Origin of the sequence: Salipiger thiooxidans, assembly GCF_900102075.1 — a bacterium.
Taxonomy (GTDB): Bacteria; Pseudomonadota; Alphaproteobacteria; order Rhodobacterales; family Rhodobacteraceae; genus Salipiger; species Salipiger thiooxidans.
On record NZ_FNAV01000025.1, the window covers coordinates 1 to 23,063 of the forward strand.

Here is a 23,063-nt window from a genome sequence, read left to right on the forward strand (position 1 = left end):
GATCACCGAGACAAGGAACTGCAGGCTTCCGAGAAGCGTGGACCGGTATTCGCTGCCCGGTGCTGTCGTAAGAAGCGGGTAGATCAGGATAAAGCCCGCAAAGATTGCGAAAAGTGCTCCTGCACGGGTCAGAAGCTGGTTCATGAACAGCAGCGTCATCACCGCCGCGCTCAGCAACATAGGATACATTGGCAGCAAGATGCTGCTGCCGGAATAGAGCGACAGACGCAAATGTGCGCCGATCAAGTAGATCGTGAAGAGGATCATAACCAAGGTGCTGCGGCGCACCTTCAGTCGGGTTCCGGTCTGTATCGCACGGGGGCGCGAAACCATGCCGAGGTCCGTCATGATAGCTCTCCGGCGTCCCCGGCCAGAGTTCGAGTCAGGGCTTCTGCACGGGCCTCCCACGAGAAGGCCACGGCCGAGTCCGAGAAAACCTTCTCGTGCAGCGCATTGAGACGGTCGGTATCGTCGATCACCTCGCACACCAGAGACACCAGTTGCTTCAGGCTATCCGCCCCGAGATAGCCCTCGCCCTCGGGCGTGGGCAGGCCGCTGATCGCTCCCTTCAGACCGACGATTGGTAGACGCTGGAAGACCTGCGTCAGAAGGCGAAGCTTGAAGCCTCCGCCAGTTGTGTCGGCAATGATTCCCATCCGGGCCGAAGCGAAGAGCGCCTCGAGATCGTCGACGAACCCGAGTACCTGCGCATGCGGATAGGACTTGCGCAGATGACTGCGGAGCCCTTCATCCATGTCGCCCGCGACCACCATCTCGATGCCTTCGGCGTGCAGCTTGTCATGGGCCGCAGCCATCCAGTCTAGCAGGATCTGCCGCTTCTGCTCAGAGCGCCGTCCGCCCAGCACGAGCACCCGGCGCGGGACCTCCGCGTCGATCCGGCGCTCGGAGACCATCTGCCCCTCGTAGCCAGGCAGAAGGGGCAGGTACTTGCGTTCAGGCGCGATCTTCCGGAAGGGAGCGAGATCGGCGGTGTTGATCACGGTCACGATGTCGCAGCGACGGAGAAGCGCCTCCTCGCTCCTGCGGACCTTGGCCAGATCCCGGCCTGCCAGCAGACGCTTGGGCAGGCTCATCCCGTAGCTGTCATACTTGGCGGCCCGGGTGGGATATTCGTATTCGTGCGAGATGTAGACCAGCCGGGTGCCGGGGTGAGCGGTTCGGTAGCGCTCGGCCCGCGGGAGCGCATGTGCGAGCCCGAGGTTGTCCAGAATGATCGCGTCCCACTTCTGCTCAAGCAGGCGGTCGAGTTCCGCGAGATAGTCCCGCGTCGCGCCCTTCCAGGAGATCAGGGGCCAACGCGACAGAACCGATCCCACCCGTCCGCCACGCTGCGGTCCGGTGATATGCCAGTCAATGTCCGGGCGGATGCTTCGGTCTGCGCCGCTGTCGGCGCAGAGCACCGTCAGGCGCGTGGTTCGCGAAAGGGATTCAATGATGCCTCGCGAATAGACCGCATCGCCCGCCGTTGCCGGCGGATAGGGGTGGACCTTCGCAAGGAGCAGGACGCGCGGCGCCTGAGCCAGGTCAGGAAGAGCGCGGGCTGTGAGTGGCATGTTCATCGTACAGTCTTCAACGGGATTTGGCAGGCGACCAAGTGACGAATGTCTGGCCGCGCATGGCGCGGAGCACACCCATAAGTGTGGCGATCAGCGCCAGGACGATTTCGGCAACGGCGGCCACGGGTCCTTTCTCGACCTTCGGACCGAGCAGGATTGCGAGCCCCAGCACGGCAACGGCAGCGCCCCCCAACAGCGGAGAGATCAAGGCCGAGAGGATCACTGCGACCAGGGCTCCGAGGATCAGGAAGAAGCCCCCGAACCACCGGACCAGCTTGCGAGAGACGTATTTGAACTTGTCGACAGTGGCCATGCTCGCGAGCTGCGGACGCAGGTACATGTGCGTGTGATAGGCCCGAGCGGCGATCCGGACCTTACGCGAGAACTCCTCGCCACGCGCCGCCACGAGCCGTTCATAGGCGATCACGTCATCGACCTTGAGCAGCCGCTTGCCCGCGAAGACCGCCGCCATGGAGACCGTCAGGTCGTCGAGGACGGTATCCGGAAAATCTGGATAGAGCGTCCGGCGCAACGAAAAGATCGACCCGTCGGCCCCCATCACGTTTCCGGTGCAGGATTCCCGTGTCTTGATACGCTCCTCGAGCCGCCAGTAGAGGCCGCCGACCGAGGCGGTCGTGGAATCCTCCGAGCCCAGATATTGCAGCGTGCCACAGATGCCGCCGACCTCCGGATCGGCATACCAGGCCATCAGGTTGTCGATCGCATCCTCATCCAGAAGCACGTTGGCATCGGTAAAGATCATGATGTCGCCGGATGCCATGGCGGCCAGCCGCTTCATTCCGTTGGCCTTGCCGCTACGCCCGCCCCCTTGCACGAGCGTCACCAGATCAGGGCGTGCCAGAATTTGCGCCGCAGTATCGTCTGCCGACCCGTCATCGAAGGCCAGGACCTCGAGCTCGGGATAGCGGCGTTTCAATCCCTCGATATTGCGCAGTTTCTCGGGCATCGCCGCGCCCTCGTTGTAGGCGCAGAACACGAGTGTCGCGCTACAACGATGCGCCGGGTCGCGCGCGACAGGTCGCTTCGGCAGGAGTTTCAAAATCAGCGGGTAGATCGCGTAGGGATAGATGACGATCAGGACGCAGAGGAGAAGTGCGAAGCTGGTGGCGAGGATCATGTCGGGACTCCTTGCACGGGGGCGGCGATCCGGGAAATACGAAAGAGATCGGAAAGGATCATGACAGCAGTTCTCCGAGGATGGTGCCGGTGAAGGCCGGAACGCTGTGGGCCCCGAGAAATTCGGTGTTGCGGGGACGCATCTCGACCGCTTCCATCGCCCGGGCGAGTGCGGCGGGGTCGGTGGTGTCGGCCGCCAGCCCCAGATCATAGCGGTCGATCTGATAGCCCATCAGGCCGGTGCGCTGCGCGATCAGCGGCTTTCCCGCCGCGGTGGCCCAGAACACGACCCCCGACGATCCGAGATGGTTCTGGTAGGGCGCCAGAACGACGTCGCTGTCGCTCACCTCCTGGGCCAGTTCCTCGTCGGAAACGAAATCGTCCACCCATTCGATGGCCATTTCGGGGTAGGCGGCGCGGGCCCGCTCGAGCGCGGCGGTAAAGGCCTCGCGATCCTGCGCCAAGGCGCGCCCGACAAAGCGCAGTGCCAGTGTCGCGCGGACATCCGCAGACACGTGCGCCAAGGCATCGAGCACGACGAAGATGCCCTTGCGAGAGCCCAGAGAGCCGAACAGGAGGTGGACCTTGCGCCCGTCGGATCGCGGGCGGCGCTCCCGTCCCTCGAGCAGGGAGAGATCCGGCGCGGGGTCGGGCAGGAAAGTCAGCAGCTTCGACATGCGTGACACCGCCGACTGCGGTGCCACCTCATCAAGCGTGAACAGCCGCCGCACGGCGGGACGTTTCGCCGCCAGATAGGTGCCCCAGCGTCTGGAGACATCCACGCGCCGCCTCGGCGTGGTGGGCAGGTTGTAGCCGTTGGGAGGGCGAAAGAGGATGCCCGAGACCTGCCCCTTCATCGGTCGCCGATCGACCGCCGCACCGAAAACCGCATGGTCGAAGAAGGGTAGAAAAAGCTGTCCTCCAACGCCTTCCAGACAGGCCCGTGCAGCGGCCCATTGCGCCCGCCCCCGCGCCATCAGCCCGTCCTGTGACAGCGCGTCGATCTGTGCTTCCGGCAAGACCTCGAGTTCGAGCCCGGTGGCGTCCACCACGTCGCTCAGCCGGTCGGCCATTTCCCGCCCTGTCACGAACCGCAAACGCGAAATCCGGGGATCGGCCGCCGCCGCCTGCAGCACCATACGGGCCCAGAACGAGCAATGTCCTGCGGTCAGCGGCTCGAAATACGTCAGGCTGGTCATGCAGCGGCTTCTCCGGCCAGCGCGGAGACAGGTCGGATATCGGAGGCGCGATACGGGCAACCGGGGAAGTGATCGAGGATGGCCTGAGCACGGGCGATGTCGGCCTCCTCTACCTTGCCGCGCCACCGCCCGATCAGGGCCTGCACGTCTCCGGAGCGGATCGCATCCGCTCCTTCACGGTCGCTCAGCCCCCGGACCGAGTTCGATGCATTGCCGAACATCGCGCGCATCTTCGGCGTCGGTGCGATGTCGCAGAGCTCCACCAGACGGGCGATCGTGCCGTCAGGATCGAGTACCATGTCCTCGTAGAAAATCGTCGGGGTTCCGCCCTGGAACGCCGCGAAGAGCGGCATGTTCTCGAGGCACCAGCCGAGGACGTACTGTTCTATCTGTGTCCCCTCCGCGAGGATCCGGTCGAGCAGGTCGCGAAGCTCTGGCGCCAACAACCTTTCGCAGAGCGGACGGTGGCTGGCGAACTGGTCCAGCTTGTGGCCCCAGCCATTCCGCGCACAGGATATCGACTGAGGCACCGGATGGCGGAAATAGAGAATGGTCAAGAATCCAGCCTCGTCGAGCAGGGGCTTCAGATAGCTGGCGTCTGTCGTCTTGAGCACGAGCCGGTCGCTGCGGAAGTGAAAGTCTCCCTTCCAGAACCGCCAGGGCTCGCGCACATGGATCTCCCCCTGCCGCATCTTTCGGACGTAGGTCTGTAACTTGGCAGTGGTCTGCTCATCCGGCGCGATGAACATTCCGCCCGGAGGCCATCCGAGGTGCTGCATCTGGGCATTTGTGGCGGTGGTCAGGGCGAAGGGCTGGTCCGAGGATTTCACTCCCGGGGCATGACCGATCACCTGCATTAGCAGAGTGGATCCGCTGCGGCGCGAGCCGATCAGGGCGATGTCCGACTTGCTGCCGGGTTTGTGAGTGTTGAGTGTTTCGGCGATTCCCTGCCTTAAACTCTGGCGCAAAAGCAGGCTCGTGTCGGTCCACATGAAAGTCAGCCCTTTCGAATCAACGGGAAAGCAGTACGGAATTCTCCGTTGGCGGAATCCGTGCGAGGAGATGCGTTCGGTTGTAGGACGAGTTGTGCGACGGACATCTCGCCTCTGTCGCACCGTGTTTGCATAATGCCTCTCGCTTCAAACAGTTCGACCGACGCGACATCCCTGGCTCAACCACGTTTCCAGCCCTTTGCATGGAAGATCTGGCACCGGGCGGCGCGATCGAGCCGACACCCCCGTAGGTAGAGAGTCTGTCTGCCGGGGGCAATCCGCAACTCGCCGGAAGCATCGACAGAACTCGCCGACGAGGAAATGCTGCAACGCAGCGCCCGGATATTGAGCAGTCGCCGCAGCCTGACAACACACAACCCTGAGCTGCGGTTGACCTCGGTTCACGACTGCCTAAACATCCACCCTGACGATGCCGGGCAGCGCGGCCTGCCCAGAAAGGCGCCAAAGATTTTTCGGATGTGCAGATGGCAAAACGGATTAACGACTTGTCGTGGGATACTGGGCGTCGCCACGCGGCGCGAGGGTCGGGAAAGCCACCCGGACGGTGCAGGGCAAGACCGCCGGTCATCTGTCGTGCGCCCTTTCAGGCCCGCATCGCAAGGGCATCTGATCGCCCCTCGCGTAACCACAACCTACTTACGCGCGAGTTCTGAAGCCAACGAAATGTCCACTACATGCGCACATTCTCCCCGCTTCGGTGGCCTTCTCGCAGCCGTTGAGATCAAAGATATGCGGACCGCCCGGAAAGCCGGGTCATTGTCTTGCAGCTTGCACATATTTCTTGCACCAAGCGCTTGGCGGAAAACGACGCGGCCCCACGATGCCTTTGGTTGTGGACTTCGGGCGCATCGACCTTCCCATCGCCACTGAGCTGATACAAACCGACAAGGTGTTCCCCCGCCACCTGATCGGAGCCAACTGATGCGGAAAACCGCGGGCAACTACACGGCGCCAAGCCTCATCTCAGGAACTAAGCAATGAAGAAAGCGCTCATCACCGGTGTGACCGGTCAGGACGGATCCTATCTGGCGGAATTCCTGCTGGAAAAAGGGTACGAAGTGCATGGCATCAAGCGCCGTGCCTCGCTGTTCAACACACAGCGTGTCGACCACATCTACCAGGATCCGCACGAGCCCAACCCGAAGCTCAAGCTGCATTACGGGGACCTGACCGACACCTCGAACCTCACGCGCATCATCTCCGAGATCGAGCCTGACGAGGTCTACAACCTCGGCGCCCAGTCCCACGTGGCGGTCAGCTTCGAGGCGCCGGAATATACCGCGGACGTGGACGGCATCGGCACGCTGCGCCTGCTGGAGGCGATCCGCTTCCTCGGCCTCGAGGAGAAGACCCGCTTCTACCAGGCCTCGACCTCCGAGCTCTACGGCCTCGTGCAGGAGATCCCCCAGCGCGAGACCACGCCCTTCTACCCGCGCTCGCCCTACGCGGCGGCCAAGCTCTACGCCTACTGGATCACGGTGAACTACCGTGAGGCCTACGGCATGTATGCCTGCAACGGCGTGCTCTTCAATCACGAGTCCCCGCGCCGCGGCGAGACCTTCGTGACCCGCAAGATCACCCGCGGCATGGCCAACATCGCCATGGGTCTCGAGCCCTGCCTCTACATGGGCAACATCGACAGCCTGCGCGACTGGGGCCACGCCAAGGACTATGTCCGCATGCAGTGGATGATGCTGCAGCAGGAACAGGCCGACGATTTCGTCATCGCCACCGGCAAGCAGTACTCAGTGCGGGAATTCATCGACTGGAGCGCGCGCGAGCTGTCGATCGAGCTGGAGTTCTCGGGCGAAGGCGTGGACGAGACCGCCACCGTCAAGTCGGTCGACAACAACGTGGCCCCGGCGGTGAAGGAAGGCGACATCATCATGCGCATCGACCCGCGCTACTTCCGCCCCGCCGAGGTGGACACGCTGCTGGGCGATCCGACGAAGGCCAAGACCAAGCTCGGCTGGGTTCCCGAGATCACCGCCCAGGAGATGTGCTCCGAGATGGTGGCCGCGGACCTCAAGACCGCCAAGCGCCACGCCCTGCTCAAGGAACACGGGCTGGAAATGCCCATCTCGGTCGAAGACCGGTAAGGAGACCCCCATGTCCTATGACCTGAGCGGCAAGCGCGTCTGGGTGGCTGGCCATCGCGGCATGGTCGGCGGCGCCGTGGTGCGCCGTCTGGCGCAGGAAGACTGCGAAGTGATCACCGCCGGCCGCGACGTCGTCGACCTCGTCGACCAGGCCGCGGTGAAGGCCTGGATGGCGCAGGCGAAACCGGATGTCATCGTCATGGCCGCGGCCAAGGTCGGTGGCATCAAGGCCAACAGCGACTACCCGGTGGATTTCCTCTACCAGAACCTGATGATCGAGGCGAATATCGCGCAGGCGGCGCACGAGAACGACGTCGAGCGCTTCCTGTTCCTCGGCTCCTCCTGCATCTACCCCAAGTTCGCCCCGCAGCCGATCCCCGAGGACAGCCTGCTGACCGGCCCGCTGGAACCCACCAACGAGTGGTACGCCATCGCCAAGATCACCGGCATCAAGCTGTGCCAGGCCTATCGCACGCAATATGGCCGCGACTGGATCTCGGCCATGCCCACTAACCTCTACGGCCCGGGCGACAACTACGACCTGAACTCCAGCCACGTACTGCCGGCGCTGCTGCGCAAGTTCCACGAGGCCAAGGAGGCCGGCGCCTCGTCCGTCGAGCTCTGGGGCTCGGGCACGCCGCTGCGCGAGTTCCTGCACTGCGACGACCTCGCGGATGCGCTGGTCTTCCTGCTCAAGGAATACTCGGGCTACGAGCACGTGAACGTCGGCTCCGGCTCCGAGGTGACGATCCGCGAACTGGCCGAGACCATCGCCCGCGTGGTGGGCTACGAGGCGGAACTGACCTTCGATGCGACCAAGCCCGACGGGACGCCCCGCAAGCTGATGGACAGCTCGCGCTTGGCGGACATGGGATGGTCGCGCGCCCGGCCGCTCGAGGACGGGATCGCAAACGCCTACACCGCCTATCTGAAAACATTGGAAACCGTGTAGTCCCGCAAGGGCCAAGGAGACCCCGATGCCTGCAATCCGCTACCAGCCGCATGTGGACGGGCTCCGCACCCTTGCCGTCCTGCCGGTCATCGCCTTCCATCTGGACAAGGCCCTGTTGCCTGGTGGGTTCCTCGGCGTCGATGTGTTCTTCGTCATCTCCGGCTACCTGATCACCTCCATCCTGCTGCGCGAGATGGAGGCAGGGAGCTTCTCCTTCATGGAGTTCTGGGCCCGGCGCATCCGGCGCATCCTGCCGGTCGTCGGCACGATGGTGATCGTGACACTGCTCGCCTTCGCGCTTCTGGGCTTCCCGGTGACGCTGGTCGAACATGCGCAGGCGGGCCTTTCGGCGCTTCTGATGGTCGCCAACATCTACATCCCCATGCATTTCGGAAGCTACTGGGGGACCAGCGCCGAGGACGTGCCCTTTCTGCACATGTGGAGCCTGGCGGTGGAAGAACAGTTCTACCTGTTTTTCCCAGGTCTGCTGTTCCTGATCCTGCGTTTCCGTCCACGCTGGGTCACACCGGCCATCGTGCTGGCCATGATAGCAAGCTTCGCGGCATTCCTGTGGCTACTGCAGTCCCGCCCAACAGTGGCCTTCTACATGTTCCCGACCCGTGCCTGGGAACTCGGCGCCGGGTGTCTTCTGGCCAGCATGCGGCTCACGCTGAGAAGCCGTGCTCTGTCGGAAGTCATGACCGGGCTGGGCATCGCGCTGATCGTCTTTTCCTATGTCTCGATGCCGGCCGGAAGCCAGGTCTCGGTCCCGCAGGCAGTGTGCGCGGTTGTGGGGGCGGCCTTCATCATCCGCGGCGGACAGAACAGCCGTATTGCCAAAGCGCTGCTGTCCAATCGACCGATGGTTGGGATCGGAAAGCTCAGCTACTCGCTTTACATCTGGCACTGGCCGGTGATCGTGCTGGCCGACGAGATCGGCCTCGCCAGCGATCGTCCCGCACCGCACTGGCTTCTCCTTGTCATCATCTTCGTTCTCAGCCTGGCCTCCTACTACCTCGTGGAGGGGCCGGTTCGCCGAGCCCGGGCTCCGCTCGCACTGCCGCTGGCCTTCCCCTCCGCAGGAGTCCTCGCCTGCCTGCTCGTGGTCGGCCTCTGGTCGATGGTCCCCGCCAACCCGACCGGGTATGAGCGGATCGCCTATGCCGGTCCCTACTACGACCTGTCGCCGGTCCAGCCCATGGATGACCGCCAAACACAACTCAAGCGTGTAGGGCAGGACATCAGAACCCGACCTGAAGATCGCGCGCCGCTCTACAAGGACGGCGGGCTGCTGCTGGACTACGGCTCGGGCCCGAAGATCATGATCATGGGGGATTCCCATTCCCTGATGTGGGCACCCGTGCTCGATCGGCTGTCCGAAGAGAACGGCTTTTCTCTCTTCGTAAGCGGCATGTCAGGTGACCTTCCCTTCGCGGATTTCACCAACCCGTCCCTACTACGCGGCAATGAGCGGGCAACCGGCCAGCAGCGCCGGGAAATCGCCGCGGCGCGGCGCGAACGGGTCGAGACCTGGCATCCGGACTTGGTGATCATCTCGACACGCAACCTGCCTTCCGACGAGGTGCTTCAGGATTTCGCAGCCTATTTCGAAAATCGAGGGATCCCGTTGCTGTTCACATCCCAGCCCCCGGTCATGCTCTACGGAAACAACGGCGCGCATCATTTCCTGAGCTACGTTAGCCGCTTCCGAGACATCACGCCGGCAAGCCTCGTGGAGGTCCGCGTCTCGGACGAGCACCTCGTAAAATCGGCACAGCGCCGCGCCATCCTTGAGGCGTGCAAGACATGCCACTTCTTCAATGTTTCAGAGTTCCTCGAAGGTCATACGGGGCACTCCCTGCTCGCGGAGCATGGAATCATCAACTACTACGATGATGATCACCTCTCGATCGACGGGGGGAACGCAATCGCCCCTGCCCTGCTCCAAGCCATTCAGAACATTCTTCAGGGGCTACCGGACCCGGTCTGATCTGCTGGAAATCCAAGCCACAAATGCGCTTCAGAAAAAGGCCTGTCACTTTTCCGGGCAGAGCCTCCGGGGATCGCCGAAGGTTGCAGCATCGACCTGAAACAACCCTACGGCGATCCGGCACTAGTTGACGCTGCACCGCAGAAATGCCACCGTTCTCGCTAACGGAACTTGTCGAGGCAGTTGCGGAGATCGCAACGACCCGGTGCCGATGACAACGGAACACGGACAGTCCGGTTTCAGAATATCGAATCCAAACAAGGAGATGATCATGGAAAGCTGGCCCCCGGGTGGTCTCGATCCCGAGATCGCCATCCTGCAGGAAACTTACATTCCCAGCATCGCCGGATCCGACATGGCCGGACTGCTCAAGGACGAACGGCTTGGCCGGGTGGCGATCGTATCGTCCTTCGGCGCTGAGAGTGTCATCCTGTTGCATTATGTCTCGGGTATCCTGCCCGAAGTTGACGTGCTCTTCCTCGATACGGGGAAGCACTTCCCCGAAACTCTGGAATATCGGGACAAGGTGGTGAACGACTTCGACCTCAACCTGCGCGTCCTGACCCCGGAGGAGGAAGAGGTGGCTGCCGAAGATCCGGATGGTCGTCTGCACAGCTATGAGCCTGAGACCTGTTGCCGGCTGCGCAAGGTCTTCCCCTTGCAAGATGCCTTGGCGGGATACGACACTTGGATTTCCGGGCGTAAAAGATACCAGGCGGCGACCCGCGCAAGCATGCCGGTGCTCGAGCGCGACGGCGAACGTATCAAGATCAACCCGCTTGCCTTCTGGAGCAAGGAAGAACTCGATGGCTATCACGAACGCCATTCCCTGCCCCGTCACCCGCTGGAAGCGCAGAACTACCTCTCCATCGGCTGCGCCCCGTGCACCCGCGCCGTGAAGCCCGGTGAAAATGCTCGTGCAGGCCGCTGGGCCGATACGCCGGACAAGACTGAGTGCGGGATTCACCTGGGCCCAGATGGCCGTTTCCGTCGTAGCTCAAAACCATCCTGATCCCCTGACAAACAGACTAGAGAGCCAAGGTTGACCATTCGACTTCTTACGCCTAACCATCGCCGTAGCGTTGAAAAAATGGCGCAAATCACACGCTGCGGGCGTCCCTAAGCGTCAATCTCCCACTTTCTGGATTCTTGAATGACGGATCAGACGAGCACGCCGGCGCCAAGTGACGGACGGCGTATCCTGTCTTCGAGCGGCCAGCTTCTCGCGCTACGCGTGGGAGGTCTCGGCGTCTCTTTCGGCCTGGGCGTGTTGCTCGCCCGGGTCATGGGACCAACAGAGTTCGGCATCTACACCTTCGTGCTGGCAATCCTCACACTCCTGATGCTGCCGGCAAAGTTCGGCCTGCCATCTCTCATGACGCGAGAGATCGCGAAGGCCGGCGAGGACGCCCCCCAGATCGGTATGGTTTTGCGCTGGGGCCGCATGTGGTCGCTGACGGCCTCTATCCTCGTGTCGGCCATTTCGCTCCTCGCGCTCTGGATCTTCCACGAACGGATCGAAGGCGTTTCACCTTGGATCGTGGCGCTGACCTTCCTGAACGTTCCGCTCCTGACCTTCGCCTTCTTCGATTCCGCGGTACTGCGCGGCCTGAAGAAACCGGTGGCCAGCCAGTTTCCAGAGAACGTCTTCCGCCCTCTGATGATGATGATACTCGCCGGAGCGGTCTCGCTGGCGGTGACCGGCTCCCGGATGTCCGCCGACACCGCGCTGATCCTCAACGCGGTGGCCGCGACGGGGGCGCTGATCGTCGTCCGCTGGTTGACAGTGACCAGCCTGCCGGCCGAAGCCCGGTCGGGAGACGGTATCCCTCGACCCGACAAGGAGACACGTTCAGTCTGGTTTCGCGCCGTCCTCGCTCTGGCGCTGAGCGGTGGCATCCAGTCGCTGAACGAGCAGATCGACATCCTCTCGCTGGGCTTCTTCGGCGAGGCGGCGGATGTCGGCATTTATCGCGTGGCCTCCCGCGGTGCATTCCTGGTCTATTTCGCGCTGCTTTCGGTCGGCATGGTGGCGAGCCCGTATTTCGCGCGCTATCGGAAGGAAGGCCGCATGAAGGAGCTGCAGGGGATCGTGACCGTCGCGTCCCGCGCAATCTTCTTGGCTGCGCTGGTGCCTGCGGTTCTGATGATCGTCTTCGCCACCCCGGTCATGACACTGGTCTTCGGGGCCGAATACGCCGCCGGCGCCTTGCCCCTGGCAATCCTCTGCGCCGGCCAGCTGGCCAACGCGGCGACCGGCGCCAGCATCCAGCTGATGAACATGAGCGGCCATGAGGGCACCGTAGCGCGGGCCGTAACCTTCGGCGCGGTCTGCAACGTGGTGCTGAACCTGTCTCTCGTGCCCTTCTATGGTCCGACGGGGGCGGCAATCGCTACCGCCATCAGCGTAGCGATCTGGAACACCTACCTTTGGGTCGCCTGCCGGCGAACCCTCGGGATCGACAGCTCCTTCCTCGGACTGGGGCTCAAAAAAGACGTGGCATGACGGGACATCTGCCGGACTGCGAAAGGACTAGACCATGAAACTGTTGATCGTCGGCCTCGATGGCCTCGGCTCCGAGAATATCGAGACCTTCGGAATGGTGCGCCTTCTGAAACGCATGCAGGCAGGCACTATCGGCAACCCCCAAGTCGCCTACCGGATGAGCCGGGGCTGGCCTGAAATCTTTAGCGGAACCACGGCCGAGCAGTCCGGCGCCTACTACCAGATTCCCGTGCGCACTTCGAAGGGGCGTGTCATACCCACGCAGAAGACCGGCCTGGGACAGGTCGAGAAGACCGTCGGTGTCGAGAACATGCTTTGGAACCGCCTGACGGCGCTGGGATACGACATGAGTGTCATGACCGTGCCCACCGTCACCAAGCCGCTGGAGCTGCCTGGCTTCTCCATCGCCGCGACCGGAGGGGGAAAGTTCGGCAACTCTCTCGGCGCCGAAGATCTCTTCCCGGCGGACCTGCTGCGGCACGCGATGATCGCCGACCTCGATCTCGGCCTTCGCATGGGGTACGGCGGCTTCCTGCCCTCGAGCCTCGCCAACATGGAGCAGGTGGCCAACAAGCACCTGAGCGACTACTTCCAGATCCTGCGCGTGGCGCTGGAACGGCGGCCGAGCGATGCCATGTTCATGGCAAGCCGTTTTATCAACGAGATGTCCTACAAGTTCACCGCGCTGATCAATTCCGATCCGACGGACCCCGATGCCCGCGCACTGCGCGAGCTTATCCTCGCGCTCTGCGACCGGTTTGACAGCATGCTGGACAAGCTGATCGAAGAGCTGGCACCAGAAAATCTCTTCGTTGTGTCCGACCACGGCATCTGCGAATTCAAAGCCGAGATCAATCTCAATGAAGCGCTCGTCGACATGGGGCTGCTGCAACGGGATCCGGTCCGGCAAGCTGCCCGCCAGGGGCGTCATGCCTACAAGCGCATGCGCGCCAAGCAGCCCCGGACGCCCATCGTCCCGAACTCCTACCGGTTCGAGGCGAGCAAGGCCTTTTCGATTGGCTACATCGACGCGCTCTACCTGACCGACCAACGCTTCGGTGGGCCAAGCATGGATGCGGGAACACGCGCCAGAGAAGCAGAGACTCTCGCGAACCAGCTCAACGACTACTGGTCGAGCAAGGCACCTGAAGCCGGCGTGACATTCTCCGTAACCGGCAACAGCCCCTATTCCGGAAATGCCGAAACCGCAGAAGCCGGGGGCGTCCCCAACCCCGATATCCTGTGCCACACGCCACGTGGAACGGCGAATGAGAAACAAACTGACGGCCTGATCAGCACCCGCGAATTCGATTTCGGCAAATCCCTGTACCAAAAGGGCTTCCCCGGCGAGTTCTCCGGCGTCAAGAGCAGCGACACTTTTGCCGGGTATGTCGGCCCGCATGCCGATGCGGTCACGCTCGAGAAGCTCACCGATCTCTACGGCTCCATCCTCGCGGTGGCGGAACGCGCGAAATGACCCCACACATCCAGATCCGCAGCTTCGTGCTCGGCGGCAACCACGGACAGTTCCTGCAGGCCGCGGGTCTTCTCGATGCCGTTTCCGAGCTGCGTCCCGACGCGCGTGTTACCCAGGCCGGCACCCACAACCACTTGGGACGCGAGCTTAAGGTTCAGGCGCGGATGCTGCTCCTGCCCAAGTTTCTCTACATGCAGTGGCTCTGGCGGCGACAGATCCCGATGTCGGCCAAGAACGAGGCCGCGGCAATCCGCGTCTACGGCTCGGACCAGGTCTGGTCCTTCACCAATCCCGCCTTCGATGCCGATCCCTACTTCTTCGGGCAGGGCGACGATGCGGAAAAGGTCGCCTACGCCCCCTCGATGGGCTACGTGCCCGATGATTTCCAAGCCCCCGACTGGATGGTCGAGGGGTTGCAGCGTTTCAAGGCGATCTCGGTGCGGGACGAGGGCACGAAAGCCGTCATCGAGCGGGTCACCGGGCGCGACGACATCACGCTGGTCTCCGATCCGGCTTTCTTCCTGAAGGAAGCGCGCCTGCCGGACGAGGCAACGCGCGACGGCGGGCTCGCCATCTACTGCACCAAGCCGCGGCTCCTGCTCGAGCAGGTCATGGCCTCGGCCGGGGGCAAGATGCTCGACGGCGTGGGCCCCGTGCGCTGCTACGGTTACGCGCCAAAGCGACAGGCCCTGCAGCAGCTGCCCCAGCAGTTCGTCAGCCCGCGCGCACTGGTGCGCCACTACGCGAAGGCGCGTTTCGTGCTGACCTCGACCTTTCACGGCGTGGTCATGGCGCTGATGACCGGGACCCCCTACCTTGCACTGCATTCGCCCAACCTCGAGGCGCGGCTGCAAAGTCCCGTCGGCAGGGCCGGAGTGCCGCCATGGCGGATGCGTCGGATGGAAGAGATGAAGGATATCTCCGCCGCGGACATGGAACGGCTGATGAGCCCCGAGGGCATCGACCGTGCCGCGATCACCCGCGAAGTCGAAGCCTCGCGCGCCTGGCTGGGCCGCGCGCTCGGTGCGACCGGGGAGTAATCCGATGAAAGTCGTGCATTTCGTGGGAGGCTATCTCGCCTCGGGCGCAGGGCGCGCGGCCGAGATCATCCATCTCGGCCTACAGGCCGACGGGATCGACTCCACCATCCTGACCGGCGACCCCAAACCCGCCACCAATGCCAAGGGCATCGTCTCGCTCGACAATGGCGGCCTCGCCCGCGTCACTGGCATGGCCTACAAGGCCGGAGAGCAGCTGACCAAGAAGATCGCCGCGCGAGGCAAACCGGTGAGCCTCTACAGCCCGGGGCTGTTCGGCCACCGCATCCCGCGGCAGGTCCGCGACGCGGACATCGTGCACCTGCACTGGCTGAACACGGCCGCCTTCGTCCCCCCCTTCGTCGAGAAGCTCTCGGTTCCGACCGTCTGGACCCTCCATGACATGTGGCCGATGACCGGCGGTTGCCATTACGCGCTAGACTGCCGGCGTTTCGAGACCACCTGCGGCGCCTGCCCCCGGTTGTCCTCGTCGCGCGAACGCGACCTCAGCACCTTCCTGCAGGCCCGCCTGAAACGGCGTGTCGGCGGAAAAGTTCACGTGGCGGCGATCTCGGAATGGATCGCCCTGGAGGCACGGGCAAGCGCCGTGCTCCGTGAATGCCCGATCACCGTGATCCCCAACGCGGTCGATACCAAGGCCTATTTCCCGGTCGACCGCCGCCTCGCCCGCACCGCGCTAGGGCTCGACCCGGACAGGCCGATCGTCCTGACCGGCCATGCCTCGAACGGCTGGCTGAAGGGGAGTGACCTCATCGTCGATGCGGTGGATTCCCTACGCACTTCGGCAGCGGCACCGGATTTCGACCTCATCGGGTTCGGCACCCTCGATCAAGAGATCGGTGCGCGCTACGCCCACCATTATGGCCGAGTCTACGACGACGTGACACTGAGACTGCTCTACAGCGCAGCAGACGTCTTCGTGGCGGCCTCGCGCTACGAGGCCTTTGGGCGCACCCTGATCGAGGCCATGGCCTGCGGCACGCCGGTCGCCTCCTTCCGTGGCACCGGCCCCGACGACATCATCGTTCCCGGCCAGACCGGCGAGTTGGCCGAGGCTGGAAACGGGTCCGACCTCGGAGCCGGCATCGCCCGGCTCCTGGGCACAGGCGGCGCCCTGCGGGACAACTGCCGCAACCGAGCCGAAACGGTCTACGCCCGACAGACGATCGCGGCGCAGTACCAGTCTCTGTACCGCACGGCCCTCACCGGAGCAGGCAGCCCCCCATCGCGATGAGGCGGTTCGGCAGGGCGTTCTCGACGGCTGGAACGTCCCGTGATTCTCTTTCTTCATCAGGCCGGGGTCTCGCCGGAGCGGCTTTCGTGCTTCGACTAATTTTTTTGCACCACGGTCTGAGCGTGACCTCCCGTACATCATTTTCGACCGAAAGAATTCCTCCAGATTGGCGATTTATCGCACGCATTTCGCAAATATCGGCGAACCTCTTCTCATGTGGCGCACCTCCTTTGGCGAACCACTTGTGCCTCCCGTTGCACACCGGACGTCCCCCTGCCCGAGGAGAACGGCTGGGAAAACCGCGAGAAACTCTTCGGGAAAGATCTATCATCTTGTTGTTAAACGATAATAAAAAGATCCAACCTCAGATCGAAGGTCATGGGCATCGTCGGGTGGGCCGCCGGAGGAGACACGACCTCCTCCAAGTCTCCGGAAAACAAGATGTGTTTTTTCAGGCTGCGGAGAACAATTTATGGTTGATTCATGTTGATGTTGAATCTCCTTTGAAAAAATTTCGCACTTGCAGAAACTAGACAGTAAACGAATGATTAACTAAGAGTTGTGGCGAGTTCCGGAACGACCCGTTCCACGACAATTACACGACATTGGTAGCACCGATGGATGCTACCGAACCTCTGTCAGAATCCAGTTTTTGGGGGATGATCCCGTGACGATGCTCGATGCCGGTTCGACCCTTGGCGATACTCCCGCCTTCTCGCAGCGCATGGCCTACCGCAGGGAAGCGCAGAAATTCTACGCCCGCTACACCAAGCGGATCGTCGATATCGGCCTTGCGCTGATCCTCCTGCCGGTATTGGTGCCGGTGATCGCGACCCTCTGGGCCATGACCCGCACTGACGGCGGCCCCGGCTTCTTCGGTCACCGCCGCATCGGCAAGAACGGCAAGGTCTTCCGCTGCTGGAAGATCCGCACCATGGTGCCCAACGCCGAGGAACGCCTCGTCGCCTATCTCGCGAACAACCCGGCTGCCGCCGAGGAATGGGCGCGAGACCACAAGCTCACCGACGACCCCCGCATCACGAAGATCGGCCGCTTCCTGCGCGAGACCAGCCTCGACGAGCTGCCGCAGATCTGGAACGTGCTGATGGGCGAGATGAGCTTCGTTGGCCCCCGCCCCGTGGTGCGCGCCGAGATGAAGAAATACGGTCATGGCCGGACGGCCTATCTCACCATGAAGCCGGGCATCACCGGGCTCTGGCAGGTGTCGGGCCGCAACGACGTAAGCTACGACGAGCGCGTCGCCATGGACATCGAGTACCTGCAGACGGTTTCCCTGAAAACCGACCTCCAGTTGATCGCCAAGACCGCCGGCTCGGTTCTGAACCGCACCGGCCGCTGACCCTGCTGCGTCAGGTCGAGAAAAACTGCACCTTGCCAGTCTCGAGAAGGGCCGCCGTCAGGCGGCCCGTGGCATATGCACCGGTATCCACGGGGATGCGTCCGTCCTTCGGACGCGCACGTTCGGTGATCGTATGCCCATGTACTACCCAGATCCCGTCCGTCCGCGGCACCGTATCGAAATCGGGGTGGCCCCAGATCAGCGAACGGCTACGCTGTGCGTCAATCGGGCGTGCGGGGTCGGCCCCCGCATGACAGACGAAGACGTTTCCCGTTTGCCAACTCGTCGGCAACCCCCGAAGCCAGTCCTCGAGCCCATCTTCCATCCTGTCGCGCAGCCGGTCGCGCGCATCGCTCCAAGCGCTGTCAGACGCCGTCGCCGCGACGCCGGGAAGACCGTAGCTCGCCAGAGTCTGCAGCCCCCCATGGCGAAACCATCGCATCCCGAAGGACTGTGGGTCCTCGAGAAAATCGAGCAGCATTTGGTCGTGATTGCCCCGAAGGCAGATCATGAGATTCGGCCCTGCGTCCGCCTGCATCCGGCGAAGGCGCCGCAGGACATCGGCGCTCTGCTCGCCGCGATCAATATAGTCGCCCACCATGACAAGCTTCGCAGTGGGATGGGCAAGTTCCTCAAGCTTGGACAGAAGCCTGCCGAGGAGGGCGTCGCAGCCATGGATGTCACCGACTGCAAAAAAGGCCTCTTCGGGACGCATTGGTGCGTCGAATACAGGGCAGGCAGGTTTTCTTCGGAACCGAAATCGCATGGTCTCAGAGGTAGGACGAAAACGGCGCGCTGCCAATACGTTGCCGAACCGGGATTGGGTCTCTGCTCCCAACCGCATCAGTCGCCGAAAGGCCCCTGCACGGCCGTGCGATGTGCCGAAGCCACTATTCACGACATCGAGAACCGCCCCCCAGGTCCTCACCGCCCCCATTCGTGCAATCTCCACCCCGAACGCTGCCTGTCGGCTCTCATGCAACTACAGCGATAACGACCCCATGTCCGAACCGATCTTCTCCCTCTCGCTACCCGAGAACGACCCGACAAAGCAGGCGCTCGAACGTGCCATGCAATCCGTCATCGACGCGTTCTATGAAGAGCTCGGCGGAATCGTGACGGGCCTGCTCCCGGTCGGGACCTTCGACCCCGGCAACGGCCGTTTCCCTGCTGAGGCGATCCACGGAACCTACTACTTCGTCAGCGCTCCGGGCATCCTCGACGGCCAGACCTTCGCGGTCGGCGACTGGCTCGTCCCGCTGCACGATGACGCGAGCACGTCACGTTTCGCGGGCCACTGGACACGCGGCGACTATTCCAAGGTGGTTCGCACGGTTTACGACAGCCCTGCGCATCTTCAGACCTCACAGGAGATGCCGCGCGGCGTCAACGCAGCGTGGCAGACCAAGGACGGTTTCAGCTACATTGAGGCGGATCCACACGCAGAGGATCACCACCTCGTCACAAGCAGCGGAGTGAAGCTCAAGCTCGCAGATATCCGCGTGATCGACGTTCGAGCGTTCAATCCCCCAACGGATGGCGTCACCGACGCGTCCCGCGCGCTGCAAGCCGCTCTGGATACCTGGAAGGCAGAGATCACCGGAGACGTTCCAGACGCGCGCCACTGCATCCTGCGCGTCGTCGGGCGCTACACGGTTTCGAAGCAGCTTCTCGTGCAATTCGACGATGTCCAGACCGGCAAGGGCGTGATCGATATGACCGGAGGACAGATCACTTCGGCACTTGAGGGCGGGTCCCTCTTCCGGGTCCGCACGAATGCTACCACACGCAACCTCCACCTGCGCAACTTCTACTTGCGCCGAGGAGGGTCCGGCGTGGACGTCCTTCTCGAGATGGATGGCGGACATCAGGCTAACGGCTCGCTGGCGCGCTGGAACATCGAAAACCCCACCCTTGTCGGCAGCAAGGTCCCGCTCTGGTTCCGCAACAACTGCTTCGAGGGCGTGGTAATCAATCCCAACATTGTGGCAACCAGCCAGAAAAAGGGCTGTGCTGGCATCCGGCTCGACGACAACTTCGACGCGCCAACCCCGCACGGGATCAATTTCAGGTCGATGCGCGGGAAGGTTTCGTCCATCTCCATCTACGGTGGCACGATCAAGAACGGCTGGAACAACCTCCGCGTCAACGACCCGATCGACGTCCGAGCCTTCGGAACGACCTTCCTGAACTCAGGGGGGGCTATGTTCCACAATGCCAGCAACGTCAGCGGAGGGCTGTTCGCCTGCCATTTCGAAAATGCCTGGGACAGTTACGAGGGAAACAAAACCGTCCGCCCTGTGATCCGGATGGACTCGAACCTCACGGTCGAAAACTGCGACTACCGGCAGTCCGTCGGCAAGGCGACCTGCCTTGTCCAGACCTTCGTCAGCATGAACGTCAATGCCCAGCTCGGCCCGAACCGCATTCTCACACCCGATGTCGATCATCTTTATGTCACCAACCGCATCGACAACGGAGCGCGCATCTACCTGCCCGCCGCTGCACGCGGCAAGATCGGATATGCCGACAGCACGATCGGACCGAGGCTGGTCTGCCTGCCGCAGCCTTCTTTCTGGAACGCGCCACCGCTCCCCATAGGCGACACTTCGCTCGAGATCGACCTGATGCGAGGCAATATCTGGTTCGCCACCGCGACGGGGACCCTCACGATCAGCACGGCACGAAACGCGCACCCGGGCGACGAACTTACGCTTATCATAGAGCAGGACGGAAGGGGCGGTCGCGAGCTCGTCTGGAGCCCGGCCTTCAGGCCCGCGACCGCGCCCGGGACCAGCCCGAACACCCGGACTTCGTGGAAATTCATCTACGACGGCGCGACCTGGATCGAGAGCGGCAGCTCGCGGACGAGCTAAGGGTATGTACCGGCCGTCTCGGCAATGCTGTCACAAGCCCCGCGAACCGGGGCTCCGCCCGACCAGAACCTCGTGGAAACGCCTAAAAATCAAGCTCTACCCCCGCATAAGTCAAATTCTGCCACCTGGCCCACGCCCGATCGGGACCTCGGAAGAATGGCCTTAACAGCATGTTATTTAGTCTTAAAACGATGATCGAAAACGGAGTATCACCGGGCTGACCAGCTTGTACGCATTCAGGCGCTCTGCCCAGCACTCCACCGATGGAAGAGGTGTGAATACATTCAAGTCATCGTGGTACATACGGTTCGTCGCCGCAGAATAATCATGATAGACGCAATGTCGTATCGGTGACGCATCGGTTTCATCCCACCCCGAGAAGCTTTGGAGAGACTCGTTGAACGACATGAGACGCATTCAGCAAGGCGCAGCGGCCGCCACCGCGCCAGACGAAGACGTCATCGACCTGGGTGCCCTGCTTTCGGCGCTTTGGAGAGGCAAGATCTTCATCATCCTGGCCATGGTGGCTGCGGTCTGCATAGGCGGTATGTACGTCTATACGCTCGCCACGCCGATGTATCGCTCCACCGCGGTGGTAATGCTGAACAACCGTGAAGAACAGGTTGTCGACATCGGAAACGTGATCGGCGGCCTCGGCTCCGACAGCGCGGTGGTCAACACCGAAGTCGAAGTTCTGAAGAGCCGCATCCTGCTGGGCAAGGTGGTCGACAAGCTCAATCTCATCGAGGACCCAGAGTTCAACGCCGCATTGCGCGAGCGCAGTGCAATGGACCAGATGAAATCCATGGTGCGAAACCTTGTCCGGCCCCCGTCCTCGGGAACAGGGCCATCTACCGACAGCCAGCGCGAAGGGGCAATCAATGCTCTTCTGGGTGCTCTGACGATCAAGAACATCCCGCAAAGCCTTGTCTTCCAGGCCACGGTCGAAACGACCGAGCGGGAGAAGTCCGCCCTGATCGCCGACACGCTGGTCGATCTCTACATCCTCAATCAGCTCGAGGTGAAATTCGACGCGACGGAACAGGCCACTACCTGGCTGACCCAACGGGTCACTGACCTGCAGGTTTCGCTGGAAAAGGCCGAACAGGAGGTGAAGGATTTCCGTGCCAGCACACCTCTGGTCAGCCCGGAAGCACTCGCGGGGCTCGAGGTTCAGGTCAAGGAGATGCGCGACCGCATCGACAATACGCAAGGCGCTCAAGAAACCGCCCGCGCACGCCTTGAGAACATGCGTGGCGCCGAAACCCCAGAAACGCAGACAGAGGTCACCGGCGACCTGCAACTGCAGCGCCTTCTGCCGCGGATCGACGAACCAGCGATCGCTCAAGCCTTCGAAACGCGTTTTGGCCAGCTGCTTGCACGTACCGAAGCGGACATTACCCGCAACGACTCACAATTGAAGGCTCTGCAGGATTCACTGACCACGCTCGAGCGTCAAATCGACCAGCAAAGCAATGACCTCATCACCCTGCAACAACTGACGCGAGAAGCGGAGGCGAGCCGCCTGCTCTACGAATACTTCCTGTCCCGTCTCAAGGAGACCTCTGCCCAGCAGGGAGTCCAGCAGGCCGACAGCCGTATTCTCTCCCCAGCAGTCGTGCCGTCACAACCCTCCGCGCCGCGAAAATCCATGATCCTCGCCGCCGCAGCACTGCTGGGACTCGTCATCGGCGCCGCCTTCGTACTGATCCGTGAAACCCGCAGTCGAGCATTCCGGAACGCCGAACAACTCGAGACCACAACCGGCTATGCCACAATCGGTCAGGTCCCTCTCATCCAAGCCAAGCGGCGCCTCGATGCCATCGCCTATCTCAAGGACAAGCCGTCTTCCGCTGCTGCAGAGGCCATTCGGAACCTGCGGACATCGGTGATGTTGTCCAACGTGGATACGCCCCCCAAGGTGATCATGACCTGCTCCTCGCTTTCGGGCGAAGGCAAGACCACCATTGCATTGTCGCTGTCGCTCAACTTCGCCACCATGGGTAAGAGGGTGCTCCTGATCGAAGGTGACATCCGCCGCAGGGTCTTCGGCCAATACCTGAAGACCGATCAGAAAGACGGCATTGTCTCCATCATTACCGGTGAACGCACCTTCGATGACGTCGTCATTCAGGACAGCCTGCTGGGCGCCGACGTGCTGCTCGGCGACAAGGGGAAGGCCAACGCCGCCGACATCTTCTCGTCAGAGCGGTTCGCCAACCTGCTGAGTGACCTGCGCAACCGCTACGACATCATCATCATCGACACGCCGCCGGTGCTGATCGTGCCGGATGCCCGGGTGATCGCTCAGCACGTCGACGCCACGGTCTTCGTGGTTCGCTGGGACCGCACTCAGAAAGAGCAGGTGCTGGGCGCATTGCGGGAGTTCGAGAGCGTCGGCAAGCCGGTCAGCGGCCTCGTACTGAACCAGATCAACCCGCGCGGCATGAAGCGCTACGGCTACGGCAACAACTACGGGCCCTACTCGGCCTACGGATCCAAGTACTACCTGAACTGACCGCTCACGCGGCTCCGAAAACGGAAAACCCCGCCCGGCCATCAGGCCAGGCGGGGTTTTCTCTTGT

Annotated in this window: 17 protein-coding genes; 11 read left to right on the forward strand and 6 right to left on the reverse strand. The window is 62.5% G+C overall.

Annotation, left to right across the window (positions count from 1 at the left end):
* The 5 genes from BLQ77_RS24885 to BLQ77_RS24905 all read right to left on the reverse strand — a co-directional run.
* Positions 1-348 (reverse strand): hypothetical protein (locus BLQ77_RS24885; protein WP_131822058.1); only part of this gene is annotated, 348 nt, incomplete at its 3' end.
* Positions 345-1,580 carry a glycosyltransferase gene (locus BLQ77_RS24890; protein WP_089963713.1) on the reverse strand — a complete coding sequence of 412 codons (1,236 nt, stop codon included), beginning with the start codon at positions 1,578-1,580 and terminating at the stop codon, positions 345-347. The genes BLQ77_RS24885 and BLQ77_RS24890, both read right to left, overlap by 4 nt.
* Before the next feature lie 10 nt (positions 1,581-1,590).
* The gene (locus BLQ77_RS24895) at positions 1,591-2,715 is read right to left on the reverse strand and encodes a glycosyltransferase (RefSeq protein ID WP_089963715.1); all 1,125 of its coding nucleotides are present in this window, start codon (positions 2,713-2,715) and stop codon (positions 1,591-1,593) included.
* Between the two features lie 58 nt (positions 2,716-2,773).
* Positions 2,774-3,913 carry a glycosyltransferase gene (locus tag BLQ77_RS24900; protein ID WP_089963718.1) on the reverse strand — a complete coding sequence of 380 codons (1,140 nt, stop codon included), beginning with the start codon at positions 3,911-3,913 and terminating at the stop codon, positions 2,774-2,776.
* Entirely contained in the window at positions 3,910-4,905 is a 996-nt protein-coding gene (locus tag BLQ77_RS24905) for a sulfotransferase (RefSeq protein WP_089963720.1), read from the reverse strand. Before BLQ77_RS24905 ends, BLQ77_RS24900 begins: the two co-directional genes overlap by 4 nt.
* A gap of 998 nt (positions 4,906-5,903) precedes the next feature.
* Here BLQ77_RS24905 and gmd point away from each other — a divergent pair.
* From gmd to BLQ77_RS24950, 9 genes are all read left to right on the forward strand, one after another.
* On the forward strand, positions 5,904-7,025 hold the full coding sequence (gmd, locus tag BLQ77_RS24910; RefSeq protein ID WP_089963722.1) for a GDP-mannose 4,6-dehydratase: 1,122 nt from the start codon (positions 5,904-5,906) through the stop codon (positions 7,023-7,025).
* Between the two features lie 10 nt (positions 7,026-7,035).
* Positions 7,036-7,977 (forward strand): GDP-L-fucose synthase, encoded by a 942-nt coding sequence (fcl, locus tag BLQ77_RS24915; RefSeq protein ID WP_089963724.1) that lies wholly within the window; start codon positions 7,036-7,038, stop codon positions 7,975-7,977.
* A 25-nt stretch (positions 7,978-8,002) separates the two neighbouring features.
* On the forward strand, positions 8,003-9,967 hold the full coding sequence (locus tag BLQ77_RS24920; protein ID WP_089963726.1) for an acyltransferase family protein: 1,965 nt from the start codon (positions 8,003-8,005) through the stop codon (positions 9,965-9,967).
* A 271-nt stretch (positions 9,968-10,238) separates the two neighbouring features.
* A complete protein-coding gene (locus BLQ77_RS24925; protein WP_165617206.1) occupies positions 10,239-10,979 on the forward strand; it encodes a phosphoadenylyl-sulfate reductase in 741 nt (246 codons plus the stop codon).
* Between the two features lie 141 nt (positions 10,980-11,120).
* Positions 11,121-12,473, forward strand: coding sequence for a flippase (locus tag BLQ77_RS24930; protein WP_089963731.1), 1,353 nt, complete (start codon positions 11,121-11,123; stop codon positions 12,471-12,473).
* A gap of 34 nt (positions 12,474-12,507) precedes the next feature.
* On the forward strand, positions 12,508-13,950 hold the full coding sequence (locus BLQ77_RS24935) for an alkaline phosphatase family protein (RefSeq protein ID WP_089963733.1): 1,443 nt from the start codon (positions 12,508-12,510) through the stop codon (positions 13,948-13,950).
* Positions 13,947-14,990 carry a polysaccharide pyruvyl transferase family protein gene (locus BLQ77_RS24940; RefSeq protein ID WP_089963735.1) on the forward strand — a complete coding sequence of 348 codons (1,044 nt, stop codon included), beginning with the start codon at positions 13,947-13,949 and terminating at the stop codon, positions 14,988-14,990. Before BLQ77_RS24935 ends, BLQ77_RS24940 begins: the two co-directional genes overlap by 4 nt.
* Before the next feature lie 4 nt (positions 14,991-14,994).
* Entirely contained in the window at positions 14,995-16,242 is a 1,248-nt protein-coding gene (locus BLQ77_RS24945; protein ID WP_089963738.1) for a glycosyltransferase, read from the forward strand.
* A 673-nt stretch (positions 16,243-16,915) separates the two neighbouring features.
* The gene (locus tag BLQ77_RS24950) at positions 16,916-17,602 is read left to right on the forward strand and encodes a sugar transferase (protein ID WP_089963740.1); all 687 of its coding nucleotides are present in this window, start codon (positions 16,916-16,918) and stop codon (positions 17,600-17,602) included.
* A gap of 10 nt (positions 17,603-17,612) precedes the next feature.
* On the opposite strand, the gene BLQ77_RS24955 is transcribed toward BLQ77_RS24950, so the two are convergent.
* Entirely contained in the window at positions 17,613-18,317 is a 705-nt protein-coding gene (locus tag BLQ77_RS24955) for a metallophosphoesterase family protein (protein WP_242661858.1), read from the reverse strand.
* Between the two features lie 286 nt (positions 18,318-18,603).
* Between BLQ77_RS24955 and BLQ77_RS24960 the strand changes: the two genes are divergently transcribed.
* Both BLQ77_RS24960 and BLQ77_RS24965 read left to right on the forward strand, forming a co-directional pair.
* On the forward strand, positions 18,604-20,478 hold the full coding sequence (locus BLQ77_RS24960) for a hypothetical protein (RefSeq protein WP_089963742.1): 1,875 nt from the start codon (positions 18,604-18,606) through the stop codon (positions 20,476-20,478).
* A 406-nt stretch (positions 20,479-20,884) separates the two neighbouring features.
* A complete protein-coding gene (locus tag BLQ77_RS24965; protein ID WP_165617208.1) occupies positions 20,885-22,996 on the forward strand; it encodes a GumC family protein in 2,112 nt (703 codons plus the stop codon).
* Positions 22,997-23,063 lie beyond the last annotated feature (67 nt).

What these genes read in the sequence shown, in the direction of transcription:
- BLQ77_RS24890 (WP_089963713.1), bottom strand. Translation starts at nt 1,580, where the DNA reads ATGAACATGCCACTCACAGCCCGCGCTCTTCCTGACCTGGCTCAGGCG.
- BLQ77_RS24895 (WP_089963715.1), bottom strand. Translation starts at nt 2,715, where the DNA reads ATGATCCTCGCCACCAGCTTCGCACTTCTCCTCTGCGTCCTGATCGTC.
- BLQ77_RS24900 (WP_089963718.1), bottom strand. Translation starts at nt 3,913, where the DNA reads ATGACCAGCCTGACGTATTTCGAGCCGCTGACCGCAGGACATTGCTCG.
- BLQ77_RS24905 (WP_089963720.1), bottom strand. Translation starts at nt 4,905, where the DNA reads ATGTGGACCGACACGAGCCTGCTTTTGCGCCAGAGTTTAAGGCAGGGA.
- gmd (WP_089963722.1), top strand. Translation starts at nt 5,904, where the DNA reads ATGAAGAAAGCGCTCATCACCGGTGTGACCGGTCAGGACGGATCCTAT.
- fcl (WP_089963724.1), top strand. Translation starts at nt 7,036, where the DNA reads ATGTCCTATGACCTGAGCGGCAAGCGCGTCTGGGTGGCTGGCCATCGC.
- BLQ77_RS24920 (WP_089963726.1), top strand. Translation starts at nt 8,003, where the DNA reads ATGCCTGCAATCCGCTACCAGCCGCATGTGGACGGGCTCCGCACCCTT.
- BLQ77_RS24925 (WP_165617206.1), top strand. Translation starts at nt 10,239, where the DNA reads ATGGAAAGCTGGCCCCCGGGTGGTCTCGATCCCGAGATCGCCATCCTG.
- BLQ77_RS24930 (WP_089963731.1), top strand. Translation starts at nt 11,121, where the DNA reads ATGACGGATCAGACGAGCACGCCGGCGCCAAGTGACGGACGGCGTATC.
- BLQ77_RS24935 (WP_089963733.1), top strand. Translation starts at nt 12,508, where the DNA reads ATGAAACTGTTGATCGTCGGCCTCGATGGCCTCGGCTCCGAGAATATC.
- BLQ77_RS24940 (WP_089963735.1), top strand. Translation starts at nt 13,947, where the DNA reads ATGACCCCACACATCCAGATCCGCAGCTTCGTGCTCGGCGGCAACCAC.
- BLQ77_RS24945 (WP_089963738.1), top strand. Translation starts at nt 14,995, where the DNA reads ATGAAAGTCGTGCATTTCGTGGGAGGCTATCTCGCCTCGGGCGCAGGG.
- BLQ77_RS24950 (WP_089963740.1), top strand. Translation starts at nt 16,916, where the DNA reads ATGCTCGATGCCGGTTCGACCCTTGGCGATACTCCCGCCTTCTCGCAG.
- BLQ77_RS24955 (WP_242661858.1), bottom strand. Translation starts at nt 18,317, where the DNA reads ATGCGTCCCGAAGAGGCCTTTTTTGCAGTCGGTGACATCCATGGCTGC.
- BLQ77_RS24960 (WP_089963742.1), top strand. Translation starts at nt 18,604, where the DNA reads ATGTCCGAACCGATCTTCTCCCTCTCGCTACCCGAGAACGACCCGACA.
- BLQ77_RS24965 (WP_165617208.1), top strand. Translation starts at nt 20,885, where the DNA reads ATGAGACGCATTCAGCAAGGCGCAGCGGCCGCCACCGCGCCAGACGAA.